17 protein-coding genes are annotated in these 16,435 nt (G+C 70.2%); 6 read left to right on the top strand and 11 right to left on the bottom strand.

Going from position 1 to position 16,435, the window contains the following annotated elements; all coding sequences use genetic code 11:
* Positions 1-267: 267 nt before the first annotated feature.
* From ACTMTI_RS36960 to ACTMTI_RS36925, 8 genes are all read right to left on the bottom strand, one after another.
* The gene (locus ACTMTI_RS36960) at positions 268-699 is read right to left on the bottom strand and encodes an Rv3654c family TadE-like protein (protein ID WP_441125335.1); all 432 of its coding nucleotides are present in this window, start codon (positions 697-699) and stop codon (positions 268-270) included.
* A gap of 175 nt (positions 700-874) precedes the next feature.
* Positions 875-1,255 (bottom strand): TadE family type IV pilus minor pilin, encoded by a 381-nt coding sequence (locus tag ACTMTI_RS36955; protein WP_441125334.1) that lies wholly within the window; start codon positions 1,253-1,255, stop codon positions 875-877.
* Positions 1,252-1,392: a DUF4244 domain-containing protein gene (locus tag ACTMTI_RS36950; RefSeq protein ID WP_441125333.1), complete on the bottom strand. Its 141-nt coding sequence runs from the start codon at positions 1,390-1,392 to the stop codon at positions 1,252-1,254. The genes ACTMTI_RS36955 and ACTMTI_RS36950 overlap by 4 nt, the downstream gene beginning before the upstream one ends.
* A gap of 536 nt (positions 1,393-1,928) precedes the next feature.
* A complete protein-coding gene (locus ACTMTI_RS36945; protein ID WP_441125332.1) occupies positions 1,929-2,486 on the bottom strand; it encodes a type II secretion system F family protein in 558 nt (185 codons plus the stop codon).
* Positions 2,487-2,955: 469 nt separating this feature from the next.
* Positions 2,956-3,675: a type II secretion system F family protein gene (locus tag ACTMTI_RS36940; protein WP_441125331.1), complete on the bottom strand. Its 720-nt coding sequence runs from the start codon at positions 3,673-3,675 to the stop codon at positions 2,956-2,958.
* Positions 3,672-4,907, bottom strand: a complete 1,236-nt coding sequence (locus tag ACTMTI_RS36935; RefSeq protein WP_441125330.1) for a TadA family conjugal transfer-associated ATPase — start codon at positions 4,905-4,907, stop codon at positions 3,672-3,674. Before ACTMTI_RS36935 ends, ACTMTI_RS36940 begins: the two co-directional genes overlap by 4 nt.
* A gap of 238 nt (positions 4,908-5,145) precedes the next feature.
* Entirely contained in the window at positions 5,146-6,192 is a 1,047-nt protein-coding gene (gene ssd / locus ACTMTI_RS36930) for a septum site-determining protein Ssd (RefSeq protein WP_441125329.1), read from the bottom strand.
* A gap of 1,014 nt (positions 6,193-7,206) precedes the next feature.
* Entirely contained in the window at positions 7,207-7,986 is a 780-nt protein-coding gene (locus ACTMTI_RS36925) for an oxidoreductase (protein ID WP_441125328.1), read from the bottom strand.
* Positions 7,987-8,446: 460 nt separating this feature from the next.
* On the opposite strand from ACTMTI_RS36925, the gene acs reads away from it, so the two are divergent.
* From acs to ACTMTI_RS36905, 4 genes are all read left to right on the top strand, one after another.
* Entirely contained in the window at positions 8,447-10,420 is a 1,974-nt protein-coding gene (gene acs, locus ACTMTI_RS36920; protein WP_441125327.1) for an acetate--CoA ligase, read from the top strand.
* Positions 10,421-10,779: 359 nt separating this feature from the next.
* The gene (locus ACTMTI_RS36915; protein WP_441125326.1) at positions 10,780-11,220 is read left to right on the top strand and encodes a phage holin family protein; all 441 of its coding nucleotides are present in this window, start codon (positions 10,780-10,782) and stop codon (positions 11,218-11,220) included.
* Positions 11,210-12,130, top strand: a complete 921-nt coding sequence (locus ACTMTI_RS36910) for an alpha/beta fold hydrolase (protein ID WP_441125325.1) — start codon at positions 11,210-11,212, stop codon at positions 12,128-12,130. Before ACTMTI_RS36915 ends, ACTMTI_RS36910 begins: the two co-directional genes overlap by 11 nt.
* Positions 12,127-12,570: a DUF309 domain-containing protein gene (locus tag ACTMTI_RS36905; RefSeq protein WP_441125324.1), complete on the top strand. Its 444-nt coding sequence runs from the start codon at positions 12,127-12,129 to the stop codon at positions 12,568-12,570. Before ACTMTI_RS36910 ends, ACTMTI_RS36905 begins: the two co-directional genes overlap by 4 nt.
* Positions 12,571-12,585: 15 nt before the next feature.
* Here the strand turns inward: ACTMTI_RS36905 and ACTMTI_RS36900 are convergent, their stop codons facing one another.
* Complete coding sequence (locus tag ACTMTI_RS36900; RefSeq protein WP_441125323.1) at positions 12,586-13,779, bottom strand: MarP family serine protease; 1,194 nt, start codon at positions 13,777-13,779, stop codon at positions 12,586-12,588.
* A gap of 81 nt (positions 13,780-13,860) precedes the next feature.
* Here ACTMTI_RS36900 and ACTMTI_RS36895 point away from each other — a divergent pair, with 81 nt between their 5' ends.
* Positions 13,861-14,373, top strand: coding sequence for a HEAT repeat domain-containing protein (locus ACTMTI_RS36895; RefSeq protein WP_441125322.1), 513 nt, complete (start codon positions 13,861-13,863; stop codon positions 14,371-14,373).
* A gap of 21 nt (positions 14,374-14,394) precedes the next feature.
* Here ACTMTI_RS36895 and ACTMTI_RS36890 read toward each other — a convergent pair whose 3' ends face one another.
* Positions 14,395-15,042 (bottom strand): NUDIX hydrolase, encoded by a 648-nt coding sequence (locus ACTMTI_RS36890; RefSeq protein WP_441125321.1) that lies wholly within the window; start codon positions 15,040-15,042, stop codon positions 14,395-14,397.
* Positions 15,043-15,084: 42 nt separating this feature from the next.
* Positions 15,085-15,807, bottom strand: a complete 723-nt coding sequence (gene nth, locus ACTMTI_RS36885; protein ID WP_441125320.1) for an endonuclease III — start codon at positions 15,805-15,807, stop codon at positions 15,085-15,087.
* A gap of 25 nt (positions 15,808-15,832) precedes the next feature.
* On the opposite strand from nth, the gene ACTMTI_RS36880 reads away from it, so the two are divergent.
* Positions 15,833-16,339, top strand: coding sequence for a hypothetical protein (locus ACTMTI_RS36880; RefSeq protein ID WP_441125319.1), 507 nt, complete (start codon positions 15,833-15,835; stop codon positions 16,337-16,339).
* Positions 16,340-16,435 lie beyond the last annotated feature (96 nt).

The raw sequence follows: 16,435 nt of genomic DNA, 5'->3' as shown, positions 1-16,435 counted from the left end.
GACTCGTCGGTGGCGCGGATCGCAGCGACATGTCGACTTGGCTCATGATCATTGAGACAACTCGTCGGGTCGTCGTCTCATTCAAGCGAGCCATCCCAGTGCAGACCCCGCCCATGTGGCCCATGATCATTTGAGACGGGACACCAAGACCCCTCGCCACCAGCAAGGCAACGCCGCCGAGCCGGCGCGCCGCCGTCGTGTCCCGTTGTTCTTGCTGCTTGCCGGTACGCGCGCCTGACAGTCGCCGCCAGCCGAGGGCGGCCTTTCTTAAGGATCGCCTTCGATGGGAGTCGCCTCAGCTGGACCCGCTCGCGATCTTCCAGTAACGGTGTGGGCGCCGACTATCGGCAGCGAGATCGGTAACGAGGTCCAGACATCGGCGATCTCGTCGGTGATCTCGCATCTGGTCAGTTGAACGCCATTCCGGGCCGCCAGCGCCAAGGCCCTGGCGCAGGCGCCTTCCGGATCGAGCAGCGCGTGCCTGGCCGCGGCCAGGGCGCTCAGGTCTGCGGCGGTGTTGACGCGATGGCGGGCCACCCGAACGGAACCCACGGTGGCGAACGCCGTGGCGACGGCCATCAGGAGCCCCATAACGGCCACACCCCACAGCGTGGCTGAGCCTCGTTCTCGTGAATTGATCGCTACCTCCGTTTCATGCCTGTGAGCTGTGGCCGCCGCCATCAGCACGTGACGCGCCACGTGCCTGCGGTGGTGGTCGTAAGGGCCGCACTGCGCCAGCTCGGCCGGCGGTGCCGAACGACGAGCTGCCATGGAGCCGTTGTCGCCCTGACGGGGGCGAACCGGCATGCCCTTTGCCCTTCTGGGACGACGGTGGGGTCAACGGCTCCATGACGCTCTCAGGGCAGGAGGATCGTCATGGTTCTGTGGCGGCGGTGGCCGAGGCGGCTACGCGGACTGCCGGTAGCGAAGCGCCCCAGGCAGGTCGTACTTGCACCGTGATCTGGACTTTCGTGGTTTCCGTGTCGCGGGTCACGTCTACTTGGGCATCTGGCCGGGTGGCCGCGCGGGCGACATCGCGGACCTGGTCCAGCGGCTCGCCTCTGGCGGCGGCTCTTGCCGCCGTGCGGGCCGCGTCCACGCATTCCACTTGGGCGCTTACGGCCTGGATGGCCCAGAGTGCGGCTGCCAGGACGACCATGAGGGCGGGCAGCATCGCGGCGGTCTCGGCCGTTACGGACCCCCGCGATGCCGACCGCTCGGCGTCCTCGGACGTCCGCGCGCGGCGGAGGGTCATGCGTTCGTGGTGTTGAGTGCTCGGTCGATGAGGGACGACAGCATTTCCTGGACCTCTGGACTGCTGACCACCTTGAAGAGGAGGGCAGCGAAGGCACAGGCCGCGATGGTTCCAACCGCGTACTCGGCTGTGGACATGCCTCGTTCCCTGTTGGCGGCCGCGTAGCGGAGCCACGTGTTCGCCCGCCACCGCGGGCTTCGGGCCCGGCTGCCGCAGAGGGCGGGCATCGACAGTGCGTGTTGTTGTGGGGCGTGGGGCGCTGCTGGATGCTCGGGCGCTACGCGGGACGGCTTTCGCGACTCATCGGCTGGGTGAACGGCTGCTGTGGCGTCGTGGGCTGCGTCATCGCGGGAGGTGGCGCGAGTGAGGCTCTGGGAGTTCTTTCGGGCCGTGTTGTTCCAATATTCGGTGTTGTTCCTTGGCGCTGAGGTCCGTGACGTGGTCTGAGTGCCTTCTGGGGCGGCGCTTACGTTGTCTAGCGTGGCGGCGGGACTCTGCATCGTGCCTCCAGGTCTCGAGGAGCCGGGTCTCGTCCCGGCGGGAGTCCTAGGGTCGCCGAAAAGGATGCGGGCCGGTGGAGCGAGTGGCGTTCTGTGGATAACGATGAGTTGTCCACAAGCTGGGGGTTGAGCTGGGGGTTTACGACTACGCTGCCCCATGTTGACCGCGCGCACTACGGGATGACGATCGTGGAGGCGAGGCCGGCTATCACCGGGATGATGCCGAGCAACACGAACGCCGGCAGGAAACACAGGCCCAAAGGTGCCACCGCCTTGACGCCGACTCTCCTGGCCGAGGCGACGGATGCGGCTCTGGCGGCTTCGCGGGCGTCGTCGGCGAGGCGGGTCAGGACGTCCGCCACAGGGGCGCCGCTTTGAGCCGCCCGGCTCATGGCCCGGGAGAGCTGGCCCGTGGCGGGGTCCTTGGCGAGGGTGGCCCAGGTGGGCTCGGGGTCGGCGCCGAGCCGTAGCTGGCTGCTCACCCAGCTCAGCCGCTGGCCGAGCGGGCCGCCTATCGCATTGGCGGCGATCTCGGTGGCGGCGCTCACGGGGCGCCCGGCCAGCAGACAGGCGGTCATCAGGTCGGCGGCGAACGGCAGGTCGGAGACGATTCGTGCGCGCTCCTGCCGGGTTTGCGGGGGTTCCTTCCTGCGGAGGTACGTCACCGCGGCCGGGATGGTCAGGATGCCCGCGATGATTCCGACACTGCCCCCGATCAGAAGGGCGGTCATCAGCCCTGCGCATGTCCCGGTGATGATTGTTTTGCGGGAGATCGGTTGCGTTCGGTCGTCGGTGGGATCGAGCCAGGTTGGGTGGGGTTGTTCGCCACCCGGGTCTTGGGCGGTGCGGCTTGGGAGCTCGCGGAGATTCGCGACGGCTGCGGGGCGAGGACGAGAGATCAGGTGACCGCAGCGGCGCTTGCCGGCAGGACGTATTCGGGCCAGGCGTTCGCTCGGCGTCCTCGGTGAGAGCCACAGCCACGTGGCCATGCCGGCGGACAGGGCGGACAGCAGTTGGAGCACGCGAAGGATCCAATCGATCTCGTTGAGCGGTGACAGGCGGGCTCTGGGCGGTTCGGTCTCGTTGGGCGGGGTGGGCGGGGAGGCTCCGGGGCGGTTCGGTCTCGCTGGGCCGGTGGCGGGAAGGCACCGGGGCGGTTCGGTCTCGTTGGGGCCGGTGGGGAGGCTCTGGCAGATTGGTTCAGCGTTGTGCCTGGCTGGCCATGCGGCTGGTCCACCACAGGCCGCAGGCGTCGAGGGCGATCCCCGTCACCAGGCATGCGAGGCCGGGGATGCTGCCGAACAGGAAATCCAGCGGATGCATGTTCAGGGCTCCGGCCATGAGGAGGCCGAGGGCAGGGAGTGCGGCGAGCATTCTGGCGGTGGTGCGGGGTCCCGCCAGTTGCGCTGCGACGTCCTGGCGGTGGGCCTGGGCTGTGCGTAGCGTGCTTGCCACGCGTTCGACCAGGGCCGCCAGGCCGGCACCCACCGTGACGCCGACCTCCCAGCAGGCCGCGAGCCGCCGTAGTCCCTCGCCTCCCTGCGGAGGGGCGCAGGCGGCCAGGGCTGCGGAGACGTCGCCACCGTCTCTCGCTGCCGCGACGATGGGGCGCAGGGCATCGGGATCGGGGAAGTCCACTGCTGTCATGGCTCTGGCCAGGGCCTCTCCCGGGGTGCGGCCTGCGGACAGCTCCGCGGACAGTGCCTGGCACAGCTCGATGGACGCGTGCCGCCAGGCCTCCGCGCGGCGTGCGGGGCTCGGGCGGGTGAGCAGCTTGCCCAGTGACCGCCATCGCCATTGAGGCCGGTTCCGATCTGAGGCCAGCTTGGCCAGGCGGGTTGCGGCGAGGTCCGGGCCTGTCCACAACCACACGGCGCAGGCTGTGGACAGCGCGGCGACCAGGGCGGCGTCGGTCATCATCGCTGCCCACCCTCCGTTGTCGTGCTGGCGGCCGGAGGTACGGCTGTGCCGGGTCTCCGCTTCGTCGCCGGCTGCATGGCTCCTGCCAAGGCTTCGTAGCCCGGACCGATTTGGGAGTTGCCCCTCGGGTCGAAGGTGAGTGCTGGGACCGATTCCACGAAACCGGTCGAGGTCCTTGCCAGCAGGCAGATCTCGGCGATGCGCCTTCGGCCGTCCGGGCGGCCTCGGGTCAGATGGATCACCGCGTCGAGGGCCGCGGCGAGTTGGCTGTGTACGGCTTCCCTGCTCAGACCGGCCGCACAGCCCAGCGCCTCCAGGCGGGGTGGCACGTCGGCCGCGGTGTTGGCGTGCAACGTGCCGCAGCCGCCCTCGTGGCCGGTGTTCAAGGCGGCCAGCAGATCCACTACTTCCGAGCCCCTCACCTCCCCGACGACCAGGCGGTCCGGGCGCATCCGCAGCGCCTGCCGTACCAAATCACGCAGGCCCACGCCGCCCGCGCCCTCCAGGTTGGCCGGACGGGTCTCGAGGCGTACCACGTGGGGGTGGCGGGGGCGGAGCTCGGCCGAGTCCTCTACGAGCAGGAGGCGTTCGCCTGGGTCGGCGAGCGAGAGCAGGGCCGACAGGAGCGTCGTCTTGCCTGTGCCGGTGCCGCCTGTCACCAGGAAGGCCAGTCTGGCGGTGACCATGGCGGTCAGCACCGGGATCGCAGACGGGGTGATCGTGCCCGCCGACACCAGGTCCGCCAGCGTGAACGTGCGGCGTGGCGGCAGCCGCAGCGACACGCAGGTGCCACCGGACGCGATGGGCGGGAGCACTGCGTGGAGCCGGACGCCTCCCGCCAGCCTGGCGTCCACGTATGGAGACGCGTCGTCCAGCCGCCTGCCTGCCGCGGCCGCCAGGCGCTGGGCCAGCCGGCGAACGGCTCCGTCGTCGGCGAAGGTGACCGAGGTGCGGCGCAGGCCGCCGCCGTCGTCGATCCACACCTCGCGCGGGCCGTTGACCAGGACGTCCGTCACATCGGGCCGGGCCAGGAGCGGCTCCAGCGGGCCCGCGCCTATCAGGTCCGCGCAGAGGGCACGGGCCACTGCGAGGATCTCCGCGTCGCCGTAGACGGATCTCTCGGCTCTCAGGGCGACGGCCACCTGGGCGGCGCTGGGTTCGGCGCCTGTCCTGGCCAGGCGGACGCGTACGGCCTCCACCAGTTCCGGGGACACGGCCACGTCCGGTGACATGGCCGCCTGGTCTGGGGAGGCGGTTGGCTGTTGCCGGGGCTCGGGTGTGGTCGGTTTCAGGGGGCTCGCCTGCTTTCAGGGTGTGCCGGGTCGCTCTAGACGGCAGTACTGCACTGTTCTAGACGGCAGTGCTGCTCTGGACCGCGTGCTGCTCTGGACCGCGTGCTGCTCTGGACCGCGTGCTGCTCTGGACGACGTGCTGCTCTGGACCGCGTGCTGCTCTTGGCGGCGGTGCTGCTCACGGCGGCGGCGATAGGAGCTCTCGTAGCAGGGATGCGCAGAGGCCGCCGAGGACGGTGCGCGGGCCCAGTTTGGGCAGTTCGCCGCGGTTGAGAGTGGCGGACAGCCTGGGCTGGTCGGGCAGGCTGCCGACGCACGGGACGCCCAGCGATGCCGCGGCCGTCTCGTCGTCCACGACACCGGGGCGGAGGATCGCACGGACGTCAGAGGTGTGCTTGCGGATCTCACCCAGCACCTGGGCCGTGGAGAGGATCCCGCGTACGTCGGCGGGCGCCAGCACCAGGGTCGTCCGCGCTCTGGTGAGAGCCTCGATCGCGGCCGGGTCCAGGTGGCGCGGGAGGTCTACTGCCACCAGGTCGAAGCCTCGCTGACCGGCTTCGAGCACCGAACGCATGGCCTGGGCCGGGATCGCCGCCACCTCGCCTCTGTGGAAGGAGAGGACCGCCAGGTCGCCGAACGACGGCAGGGCCGCCTGAAGTGCGCTGGAGCTGATCCGGCCTTCCCTGGCCACCAGGTCTCCCCAGCGGGCGCCCGACGCCTCCTCCTGTCCCAGCAGCGCGTCTATGCCGCCGCCCAGCGGGTCGGCGTCCACCAGCAGCGCACGGAGGTGGTCGCCGGAGGCCCTCAGGGCCAAGCAGGCCGAGAGCACGCTCGCGCCTACGCCGCCGCGGCCCCCGATCACGCAGATGACGGCTCCAGAACGGGGCTCGGGCTCCATGGCGTCCGCCAACCGTTCCACGAGGTGGCGTTCGTCGCCGGGGAGGCTCACGACTGCTTGGGCGCCCACCGCCACGCATTTTCGCCAGGTGTCCGGGTCTTCTGGGTCCCGGGTCACGAGGAGGACCTGATCCCGGGGTGGCGGTGCGGTCGCGGCCACGACGTCGGCCTGGTCGGCGCCCACTGCTATCAGCGGGGCCAGATTCCAGTAAGGGCGGGCGTGAGCGGGGACATGGGCGACGTCGAGATGTGCGCCTGCCGCGGCCGCTATGCGGACCAGGTCGTCCAGCAAAGCGTGGTCTTCGGTGATGACCAGGGGACGGTGCATCTTCGGCCTCCCGTTTCGGTGGGAGGTCCACCTTGCGGCGGATGGCGCGGGGGCCGAGAGGGCGAACGGGGTTCTGGGGATAGCCGGGCGGGATCGCGGCACGGCTGTGGACGACAACGGCTCCGGCACTGGCGCGGCGCGGCGGGCGGAACTGGGGTGGCCGCCTCGCGGGCGACGGGCGGCCAAAACCGGTGTGGGGCGGCGGCCGAGCTGAGGCGGGCGCGGCGACCGAGCTGAGGTGGGCGCGGCGGCCCAGCGGCGCATGAGCGGGAGCCCGCGTCGCGTGGGAGCGGGCGATCGCGATGTGGCACAGGCCCGAAGTCGCGCAGGCACGATGTCGTGCAGATGGTGGGAGCGGGACGTTCAGAAGGCGGGGTGGCCGGCCGCTGAGGGCGGAAAAGGGGCGACCCCCGCCGGGGGGGAGAGCGGGGGTCGCCTGATCGGTCCGGCTCCGGGGGGGTAGAGCCGGTCCCGTTTCAGAAGAAAGCTTTCATCGCTCAACCTGAGCCTGGCAAGGGACTTGCAAAGCTATCCCGTACACGAGGGGCCCAGTTTCAAGCGACACCTCCGTATGCTGCCCGATCGACTCAAGTTCCGTCGAGGAGCAAACTCGCATTTTCACCAAGTTTTTTGCAGGACTGATAACGATCACATAAAGGTGATCACGGAGAGTGATCATCATGGGTTGACAACAGAGCCAGCAGGGCCGCCGTGCTCGGATGTTCGAGGCCCCGGTCCATAGGTGGGTAAAGGTCTTGCTCCAAGGGGTTCCCATCAGGGCGAATCCGTCGTAGAAAGTAAATACGGACCACTTGTCCGGGTGCGTCAGCCGGGCACCCACGCGCGACCAGCCGCGGGAGGCGCGTCGTGGCGGGCTTGTCCCGCTCCGACGGATATAGGTGCACGCTTGGTAACCCGGTGTGACGCACCGGCAGACGGCGTCTCTTGATCGAGACGCCGTCAGCTATGCCGACACCCCCCGCGCCCCTGGCTCAGGCCTCGCCTCCGCGACTCTCAACCCCGTTGCAGAGCCTCGCAGATAGCGGTCGTCTCCCGTACTCCCAGGATTACCGCGGAGGCACACTGCTGTACCCACTGGGCGACACCCTCCGGCGTCCCGCTCACATAGGCCCGCAGCCCATCGGCGTACGTCAGCTCCAGATGCCCCACCTCCACGGCCACCAGGGACTTCGGGTCCAGCCCGTACTCCACCAGGGTCAGCCGCTCGGCCGAGCGTGCCACCACCCCGTCGGCCACGCCGAACGGCCGCAGCACGGCCAGCTCGGCGTGCACCACGGCGGCCAGCACGATCGCGGGGGCCTTCGTGGGCCGTTCCAGCAGGTCCACCAGGCCGTCCATGCGGATCGCCGTCTCCTTGGCACCGGGCGCGTGCCCCAGACCCAGCGGGTCCGGGGCCTCGTCCTCCGTACGGGGACGGCCCAGCACGGCCTGCGGCGCGAGACCGGCCGCGGCCACGGTGTGCAGGCGGGCGAGCACCTGCCTGGGCGCCTTGCGCCACGTCGGGCCCATCCGCCCCATCTCCGCCGACACGCGCAGCGCGCCCTGGACCAGCGGGTCGTGGGCCTCGTCTCGGCGCAGCACGTCCAAGGGCACGTCCACGCCCTCGATCGCGGCCGACGCACGGGCGCCGCGCAGGGACGATTCCGTGGACACCGCCGGGCTGGCCCTGCGCAGCACGCGGTGGCGGTAGAGCCTGTCGACGGCCTGGCGGGCCTCGTCCACCGCCTCAGGTACGCCGGGGAGCTGCGCGATGACGGCCAATGGGTCACTCACGGGACCCGACCTTACCCGCGGGTACGACTCCAGGGCTCACACGCCCCCCGAGGCCCCGACCGGTCCGGTCCGCTTGCAGGTCTGGTCCAGCGATCGACCGAAGACCCCAAAGAGCCGGAAAGGGCGCATAGGTTGGATGGCGCCGCCGCACCGGTACCCATCAGCGCCCGCTATCGGCACACGCATCGCGCACTCACTACGGGTAGCAGCCGAGACGGAAAGCCCGGAATGGACGGCCATGCGGCCGCTCCGAAAGAACCCCCATAAACCAGAGCCCATACGGTCACACATTCTCCTGATTTCGAGATGACAACATTTCAATAGCGTTTGTCATGCGGCCAGATAAACTCCCTCATCCCCAGCGAGACGGTACAGACCTGTCTAGACCTCTTGTGTGTGGAGGTCGTGAGCTGGTGAAGTGGGACACGACCTATCAATCTGGCCATAGAAGGAGCACGAGGTGGCCCCGGAGACCCCAGGCAACGAGACCCAGGCGCTGTCCAACCTGCTACAGGAGAACCGCCGGTTCGCACCACCGGCCGACCTGGCGGCAGCCGCGAACGTGACCGCGACCGCATATGACGAGGCCGCCGCGGACCGTCTCGCCTTCTGGGAGCGCGCCGCCGAGCGGCTGGCCTGGGCCAAGCGGTGGGACCAGACCCTGGAGTGGAACGCCCCCTTCGCCAAGTGGTTCGTCGGCGGCGCGCTCAACGTCGCCTACAACTGCGTCGACCGCCACGTCGAGGCGGGCCGTGGCGACAAGGTCGCCTATTACTGGGAGGGCGAGCCGGACGGCGACACCCGCACCCTCACCTACAACGATCTGAAGACGGAGGTCAGCAAGGCCGCCAACGCCCTCCAGGAGCTCGGCGTCGGCAAGGGCGACCGGGTCGCGATCTACATGCCGATGATCCCCGAGCTGCCGATCGCGATGCTGGCCTGCGCCCGTATCGGGGCGGTCCACTCGGTGGTGTTCGGCGGGTTCTCGGCGAGCGCGCTGAAGAGCCGCATCGACGACGCCGACGCCAAACTGGTGATCACGGCCGACGGCGGCTACCGCAGGGGCAAGCCGAGTGCGCTCAAGCCGACCGTGGACGAGGCCGTCGCCGAGTGCCCGCAGGTCGAGCATGTCCTCGTCGTACGGCGTACCGGCCAGGACGTCCCCGCCACCGACAAGGACGTGTGGTGGCACGACGTCGTCGACCGCCAGAGCGACCAGCACACCGCCGAGCCGCACGACGCCGAGGACCCGCTGTACATCCTCTACACCAGCGGCACCACCGGTAAGCCCAAGGGCATCCTGCACACCACCGGCGGCTACCTGACCCAGACGGCCTGGACGCACCACGCGGTCTTCGACCTCAAGCCGGACAGCGACATCTACTGGTGCACGGCCGACATCGGCTGGGTGACCGGGCACTCCTACATCGTGTACGGCCCACTCGCCAACGGCGCCACCAGCGTCATCTACGAGGGCACCCCGGACACCCCGCACCGCGGCCGGTTCTGGGAGATCGTGCAGAAGTACAAGATCACGATCCTCTACACGGCCCCCACGGCGATCCGGACGTTCATGAAGTGGGGCGACGACATCCCCGCCAAGTACGACATGTCCAGCCTGCGCATCCTGGGCTCCGTCGGCGAGCCGATCAACCCCGAGGCCTACGTCTGGTACCGCGAGCACATCGGCGGCGAGCGCTGCCCGGTCGTGGACACCTGGTGGCAGACGGAGACCGGCGCCATCATGATCAGCCCGCTGCCGGGCGTGACCGCCGGCAAGCCGGGTGCCGCGATGCGCCCGCTGCCTGGCATCGTCGCCGACGTGGTCGACGACCAGGGCAACAGCGTCCCCGACGGCGGCGGCGGGTTCCTCGTGGTCAAGGAGCCGTGGCCGTCGATGCTGCGGACGATCTGGGGCGACGACCAGCGCTACATCGACACCTACTGGAGCCGCTTCGAGGGGATGTACTTCCCCGGCGACGGCGCCAAGAAGGACACGGACGGCGACCTGTGGCTGCTTGGCCGCGTGGACGACGTCATGCTGGTCTCCGGCCACAACATCTCCACCACGGAGGTGGAGAGCGCGCTGGTCAGCCACCCCAAGGTGGCCGAGGCGGCCGTGGTGGGCGCGACCGACCCGGTGACCGGGCAGGCCATCGTGTCGTTCGTGATCCTGCGCGGCAGCGCGGAGGAGGGCGACGACATCGGCGTCGAGCTGCGCAACCACGTGGCCAAGGCGCTCGGCCCGATCGCCAAGCCGCGCCAGATCCTGGTCGTGCCCGAGCTGCCCAAGACCCGCTCCGGCAAGATCATGCGTCGCCTCCTGCGCGATGTGGCGGAGAACCGCAGCATCGGCGACGTCACCACCCTGGCCGACAGCACGGTGATGAACCTGATCTCCGAGAAGCTCCCGTCGGCCAAGCCCGAAGAGTGACAAATAGGCGCATGTCCCCCTAAAACCTCACCAAAGGGACATGCGCCTATCTCGGGCGGCTCCGGCGTGCCGGCTCGGGCCGGAGGCTGGTACGCCGTCGAGATCAGTGCGTCTGCGGGCGGGGCGAAGCCGGACGGATCAAGCGCAGGCGCTATCTTCTCCGATCGGGTAGTTCTGGGAGTGAAAGCGCGACTCGTACTCGGAAGTTCCTCGGCGTGTTCGACGGCGCCTGACTGTCAGCACGGCCCGGCCTGACGAAACTGTCGGGGCGGTGGTGCTGCCACACCTTCGGGTGCGCGAGCATCGCGATGCGCTGAATGATGTTTGACACGGCCACCGGGCCTCGATAGGAGACGTTCATGCCGCAGACTCCCGAGGAAGAATCCCTGGGCTCGCTGGTCGCCCAGGCGAGCCAGCACATCTCGACCCTGGTCCGCTCGGAGATCGAGCTGGCCAAGGCCGAGTTCAAGTTCGACGCCAAGCGGGTCGGCACGGCGGGCGGCCTGTTCGCCGCAGCTGCCTTCATGGCGCATCTGTGCCTGATCCTCGCCTCGTTCACCATCGGCTTCCTGCTGGCCGAGTGGATGCGGGTGTGGCTGGCCTTCCTCATCGTGACAGTGTTCTACCTGCTGGTGGCGGGTCTGCTGGTGTTCATCGGGATGCGGCGGCTGAAGGGCCTTGCGGGGATGAAGCGCACGGCCAGGTCGATCAAGGGCCTCAAAGAGATCGCCAGGCCCGAGGAGCCGGCACTCCCCGAAGTGCGCCCCGACCGCGAGCCGGTGACCCGTGATGGCAGCTGACGAGTCGGTCGTCCACATCGAGGGCCCTTGGACGCATCGCGCGGTGCACGCGGGCGGCACCCGCTTCCACGTCGTCGAGGCCGGCGAAGGGCCGCTGGTGCTGCTGCTGCACGGGTTCCCGCAGTTCTGGTGGACCTGGCGTCACCAGCTCACCTCGCTTTCCAAGGCCGGATACCGAGCCGTCGCCGCCGATCTACGCGGCTACGGCGGCAGTGACAAGCCGCCACGCGGCTACGACCTGCCCACGCTGGCCGCCGACGCGACCGGGCTGATCCGCGCGCTTGGCGAGACCGGGGCGATCGTGGTCGGGCACGACTGGGGCGGGCTGCTGGCCTGGACGATGGCCGTGATGGACCCCAAGTGCGTGCGGCGGCTGGTCGCCGTATCGGCTCCGCATCCGCTGCGGCTGCGCAATGCGCTGCTGACCGACCCGTTCGGCCAGCTCAAGGCCAGCGGCCAGGCGCTGGGGTTCCAGTTGCCGCTGCTGCCCGAGTACCGGCTCAGGCGCGCCGGCGCGGCGCTGGTCGGCCGCTTCCTCGACGAGTGGTCGGGGCCGGGGTGGCCGGCTGCCGAGGAGACGCGGGTCTACCGGGAGGCGTTCATGATCCCGGCCGTGGCGCACTTGGCGCTGGAGTACCATCGCTGGTTCGGCCGCTCCCAGCTGCGTCCCGATGGCCGGCGCTACGCCCGTGCCATGCGCACCGAGGTCGAGGCTCCCACGCTGCACCTGCACGGGGCGCTCGACCCGCGCGTCCTGCCGCGGACGGCGCAGGGTTCGAGCCGCTACGTGGCGGCCCCGTACCGGTGGCGGCTGTTCGAAGGAGCGGGCCACTTCCCCCACGAGGAGATCCCCGACGTGTTCGACACCGAGCTGCTCGGCTGGCTGGCAGACCCGGAGCCTGACCGATGAGAGACCGCGATCCCGAAGGCAGGCCGCGCAGCGCCAGGCCGCGTGACGCGTACGGCAGGCCGCTGCCCTACGGCTCGTCCGGCGTGCCCAGGGTGCCCGACGACTACGCGCCCACCACCGAGCAGGCCCTCGCCGACGGCCGCCGCTTCCTGAGCGAGGGGCTGCCGTTCAACGCGCATGAGGTGTTCGAGGGCCGCTGGAAATGCGCTCCCGAGGAGGAGCGCGAGCTGTGGCAGGGGCTCGCGCAGATCTGCGTCGGGCTGACGCACCTGCAGCGCGGCAACGGGCGCGGCGCGATAACGCTCTTCAGCCGCGGCGCGGCCAAGGCGCAGGCGTACGGAGGCGCGTACGACGCGGTCGGCAAGGCCGCCTCCAACCTGAGCGAGGACAGCGACGCGGACCAGGCCATCGCCCTGATCCTGGACAAGCTACCCGGCTAGCTGGGAGGTGCGGGGTCAGTCGCACCCCTGCGTGCTGGCCGGAGTGGTGTCGTTGCGGCCGGCGGCGGCGTCGGGGGCGACCTCCTCGGCCGTCAGCACGTAGCCGGTCTCCTTCTCGTTGATCGCGGCGGCGAAGATCACGCCGTAGACGCGGCCGTCCACCGTGAGCAGAGGGCCACCCGAGTTGCCGGGCAGGACGATGCCGCGGATCGCGTAGACCTCGCGGGTGACGGTGTTCTCGCGGTAGATGTCGGGGCCCTCGGCGTCGAGCTGGCCGCCGATCCTGGCCGGTTCGGCCGTGAACCCCCTGCCCTTCGGGAACCCCGCGATGATCGCGCTGTCGCCCCTGCTGCCGTCACCGTCGAAGGCGAGCTGCGGCAGGTCGAGCCCGGGCACGTAGAGCACGGCGATGTCGCGCCGCGGGTTGTAGCGCACCACCGTGGCCGTGTGCCGGACGTTGTTGGAGTCGATGACCTGCAGGTCACGGGTCACGCCCGCGACCACGTGCGCGTTGGTCATGATCCGGCCGGGGGCGTAGACGAAGCCGGTGCCCTCGATGTGCTTGTTGCAGCTCTCCGCGTTGCCCTGGACCTTGACGATGGCCCGCCGCGCCCGGCCCAGCTTGTTGCCCTGCAGCACGCTCTGGTCCGGCGGCGGCACGTCGATGAGGCCGGCGCCCGCGCCGATGGCGTCGAAGACGGGCGGGAACTCCGAGCGGTCGATGAACTTCTTGAACGGCTGCTGCCAGTTGCGCGCCGCCTGTGGGATCGCGTCGTCGACCGTGGTCAGCAGCGCGGAGTTCTTCACCTGGTCGACCAGCGGGGTGAAGGCCGTCGAGACGATCAGCGAGCCGATCAGCCAGGCGATGACCAGCACCGACAGGGCGCTGGCGAACGTGCCGCCGACCGCGTCGGCCACCTTCGCCGGCTCCCACGTGACGTGGCTGCGCACGACGGCGCCGATGGTCGAGGACGCGAACTGCCCGATGGTGGCGGCCAGGAAGACGATCACGATGGCCAGCAGTGCCTGCGGCGTGTCACCCGCGACGACGGCCCTGGAGATGGGCGGCGCGATGAAGACGCCGAGCACGGCGCCGCCGACGAACCCCACGAAGCTCATCGCCCCGATGATGAAGCCCTGCCGGTAACCCGAGATGCCGAAGGCGATCACGAGGCCGATCAATATGAGGTCAAGCAGATCACCGCGCACGCTTCAAAGGTAACCAGCGATACGGTCAAGTGTGCACGTCTTCCGCCAGGACGGCGTCACCCCCCTGGCTACCTTGGCGCTATGCCGCCGGCCGAGGGAACAGTGCGCGATCTCATCGAGGCAGCGCTACACGACAGGGACCCTGACGGCCCGCTGCGCTGGCACGTGATCTCCTTGCTGCGCCAGCGGGGCGATCTCGAGTCCTTCATCGAGGCGCGGCGGCTGTGCGCCGCGGACTCCGTCGCCGAGCGGCTGCTCGGGGTGGACATCATGGGGATGCTGCGGCCGTTCGTGGACCGTACGCTGCCGGTGCTGCGCTATCTCGCCGCCAGCGAGGACGACGCCATGGTGCTCTACTCGGTGCTGATCGCGTTCGGTCACCTGGCGGACCCGCGCTCCCTGCCGTCCGTGATCGACCTGGCCGGCCACGAGGACGCCAGGGTCAGGTACGGTGCCGCGTACGCGCTGCAGCACGTGCTCGGCGACCCTCCGGACCCGGCGGGGCTGGACACGCTGCGCACCCTGGCCTGCGACAGCGACGCGGACGTGGCGGGCTGGGCCTCGCTGGGCGTCGCCCTGAGATCCGCGCGCTGACCCTGGACCGGGGCCGGGCTGCTATCCGCGTGCTGCCAGATTGACCACGTCGGGCGGCAGCTCTTCTATGCGCGTGGCATCCCACGGCTGTTCGAGCCCGGCCGCGCGCAGCATCGAGTCCAGCACCATCGCCGTGAACCCCCACACCAGCATCCCCCGCACCCGGAACGCCGGGCCGGCCATGCCGCTGGGATGCCGCAGCATGATCCGGTTGCCGGGATCGACCAGCTCGGCGATCGGCACCCGCTCCACGGAGTCGACCTCGTCCGGCGAGGCCGCGTGCACCGCCGACGGCTCGCGCCACCAGCCGAGCACCGGCGTGACCCGGTTGTCGCTGTGGTTGAGGTAGAGCTCGGGCATCGTGCACAGCACGTCGACCCCGCGCGGGTCGAGCCCGGTCTCCTCCTCCGCCTCGCGCAGCGCCGCCGCGATCGGACCGCCGTCCTCGGGATCCACGCCGCCGCCGGGGAAGGCGGGCTGGCCCGCGTGCCTGCGCCCGCGCGTGCTGCGCTGGATGAGCAGCACGTCGGGCCCGAGCGGCCCCTCGCCGAACAGCATCAGCACCGCAGCCGGTCGGCCGGCCCCGGCGGGTGGCCGCAGGTATTCGGGCACAGTCGTCCGGCCGGCCTGAGCCGCCAATTTGTCGAGCCAGTCGGGCACTTGGGTCACGCATCCTCCAACACGCCGGGGTTCCGGTGACTTCCCCCGGGGTCAGGAGAAGGGGCCGGGCCTGACAAGCTTCTCGGCCTCGGCGGCCGCCGTGGGGCCGGTGCCGTACGAGGGGCAGAGCGCGGACAGCGGGCAGACGCCGCAGGCCGGGCGCCGGGAGTGGCAGATGCGGCGGCCGTGCCAGATCACCCGATGAGAGAAGATCGTCCACTCGCGCTTGGGCAGCAGCTCCGCCACGACGTGCTCGATCTTGACCGGGTCGGTCTCCTCGGTCCACCCGAAGCGCCGCACCAGCCGCTGGAAATGGGTGTCGACGGTGAGCCCCGGCACGCCGAAAGCGTTGCCCAGGACCACGTTGGCGGTCTTGCGGCCGACGCCGGGCAGCGTGACGAGGTCCTTCAGCTTGTTGGGGATCTCGCCGCCGTAGCGCTCGCACACCGCCTGGGCCATGCCGATGATGCTGTTGGTCTTCGCGCGGAAGAAGCCGGTCGAGCGGATGATGTCCTCCAGCTCGGCCCGGTCCGCGGCGGCGTAGTCCTCGACCGTCGGGTATTTCGCGAAGAGGGTGGGGGTCACCATGTTGACCCGCTTGTCCGTGCACTGCGCGGAGAGGATGGTCGCGACCGTCAGCTCCAGCGGGTTGCGGAAATCGAGCTCGCAATGGGCGTCGGGGTACGTCTCCGCGAGGATGCGGTTCATCTTGCGCGCCCGCCGCACCAGTGCGAGCTGGGTCTCCGGCTTGCGCCCCGCCGCGTTCGTCGCCATGCCGCAAGAGTAGAAGCTCTCGCCGATGATTGAACCCGGGACCGCCTGGATCGCGTACAACCTGGCGACACGGGAGGCGGTGACCATGGGCGGTCAGGGCGCGACGCTGGTGGACTTCGTACGTTCCTCGGGACCCCTGCGTGGCCAGGCGCTGCATCGCCTGGCTCTGGGGTGCGCGGCCGCCATGACCAGGCTGCACGCGCGCGGCGTGGCGGGGCTGCGGCTCGGCCCGGAAAGCGTGGCGCTCGGCGCCCGGGGCCAGGTGCTCATCGGCTGGCATTCCGCCGCGGCGGGGCATGAGGACGCGGTGGCGGCGGACGTACGGGCCTGGGCGGATCTGGTGGTCTTCGCGGCCACGGGCGCTGCGGACGGCAATCCCGCGGTCCTGCCTCCGGCGCTGCGCATCGCGGTCGAGCAGTGCCGCAGGGCCGACCCCGAAGCGCGCCCGCGAGCCGTCGACGTGCTGCGCGTCCTGCTCGGCCGATCCGTCGCGGCCGCGGTGGCCTCGGTGGACGACCTCCTCGCCTCCTGAACGGGCCCTCGCGTGCGGGCGGTGTGCGGGCCCAGGACGAGGCTTCGGACTCCTGAACTTCCGACAAAGGGGGTGCCTCTGCCCAAACCACTCCGG

It is taken from the genome of Nonomuraea sp. H19, assembly GCF_052068215.1.
In the GTDB taxonomy this organism is placed as follows: Bacteria; Actinomycetota; Actinomycetes; order Streptosporangiales; family Streptosporangiaceae; genus Nonomuraea.
This window is presented reverse-complemented; position numbering and strand designations above follow the sequence as displayed.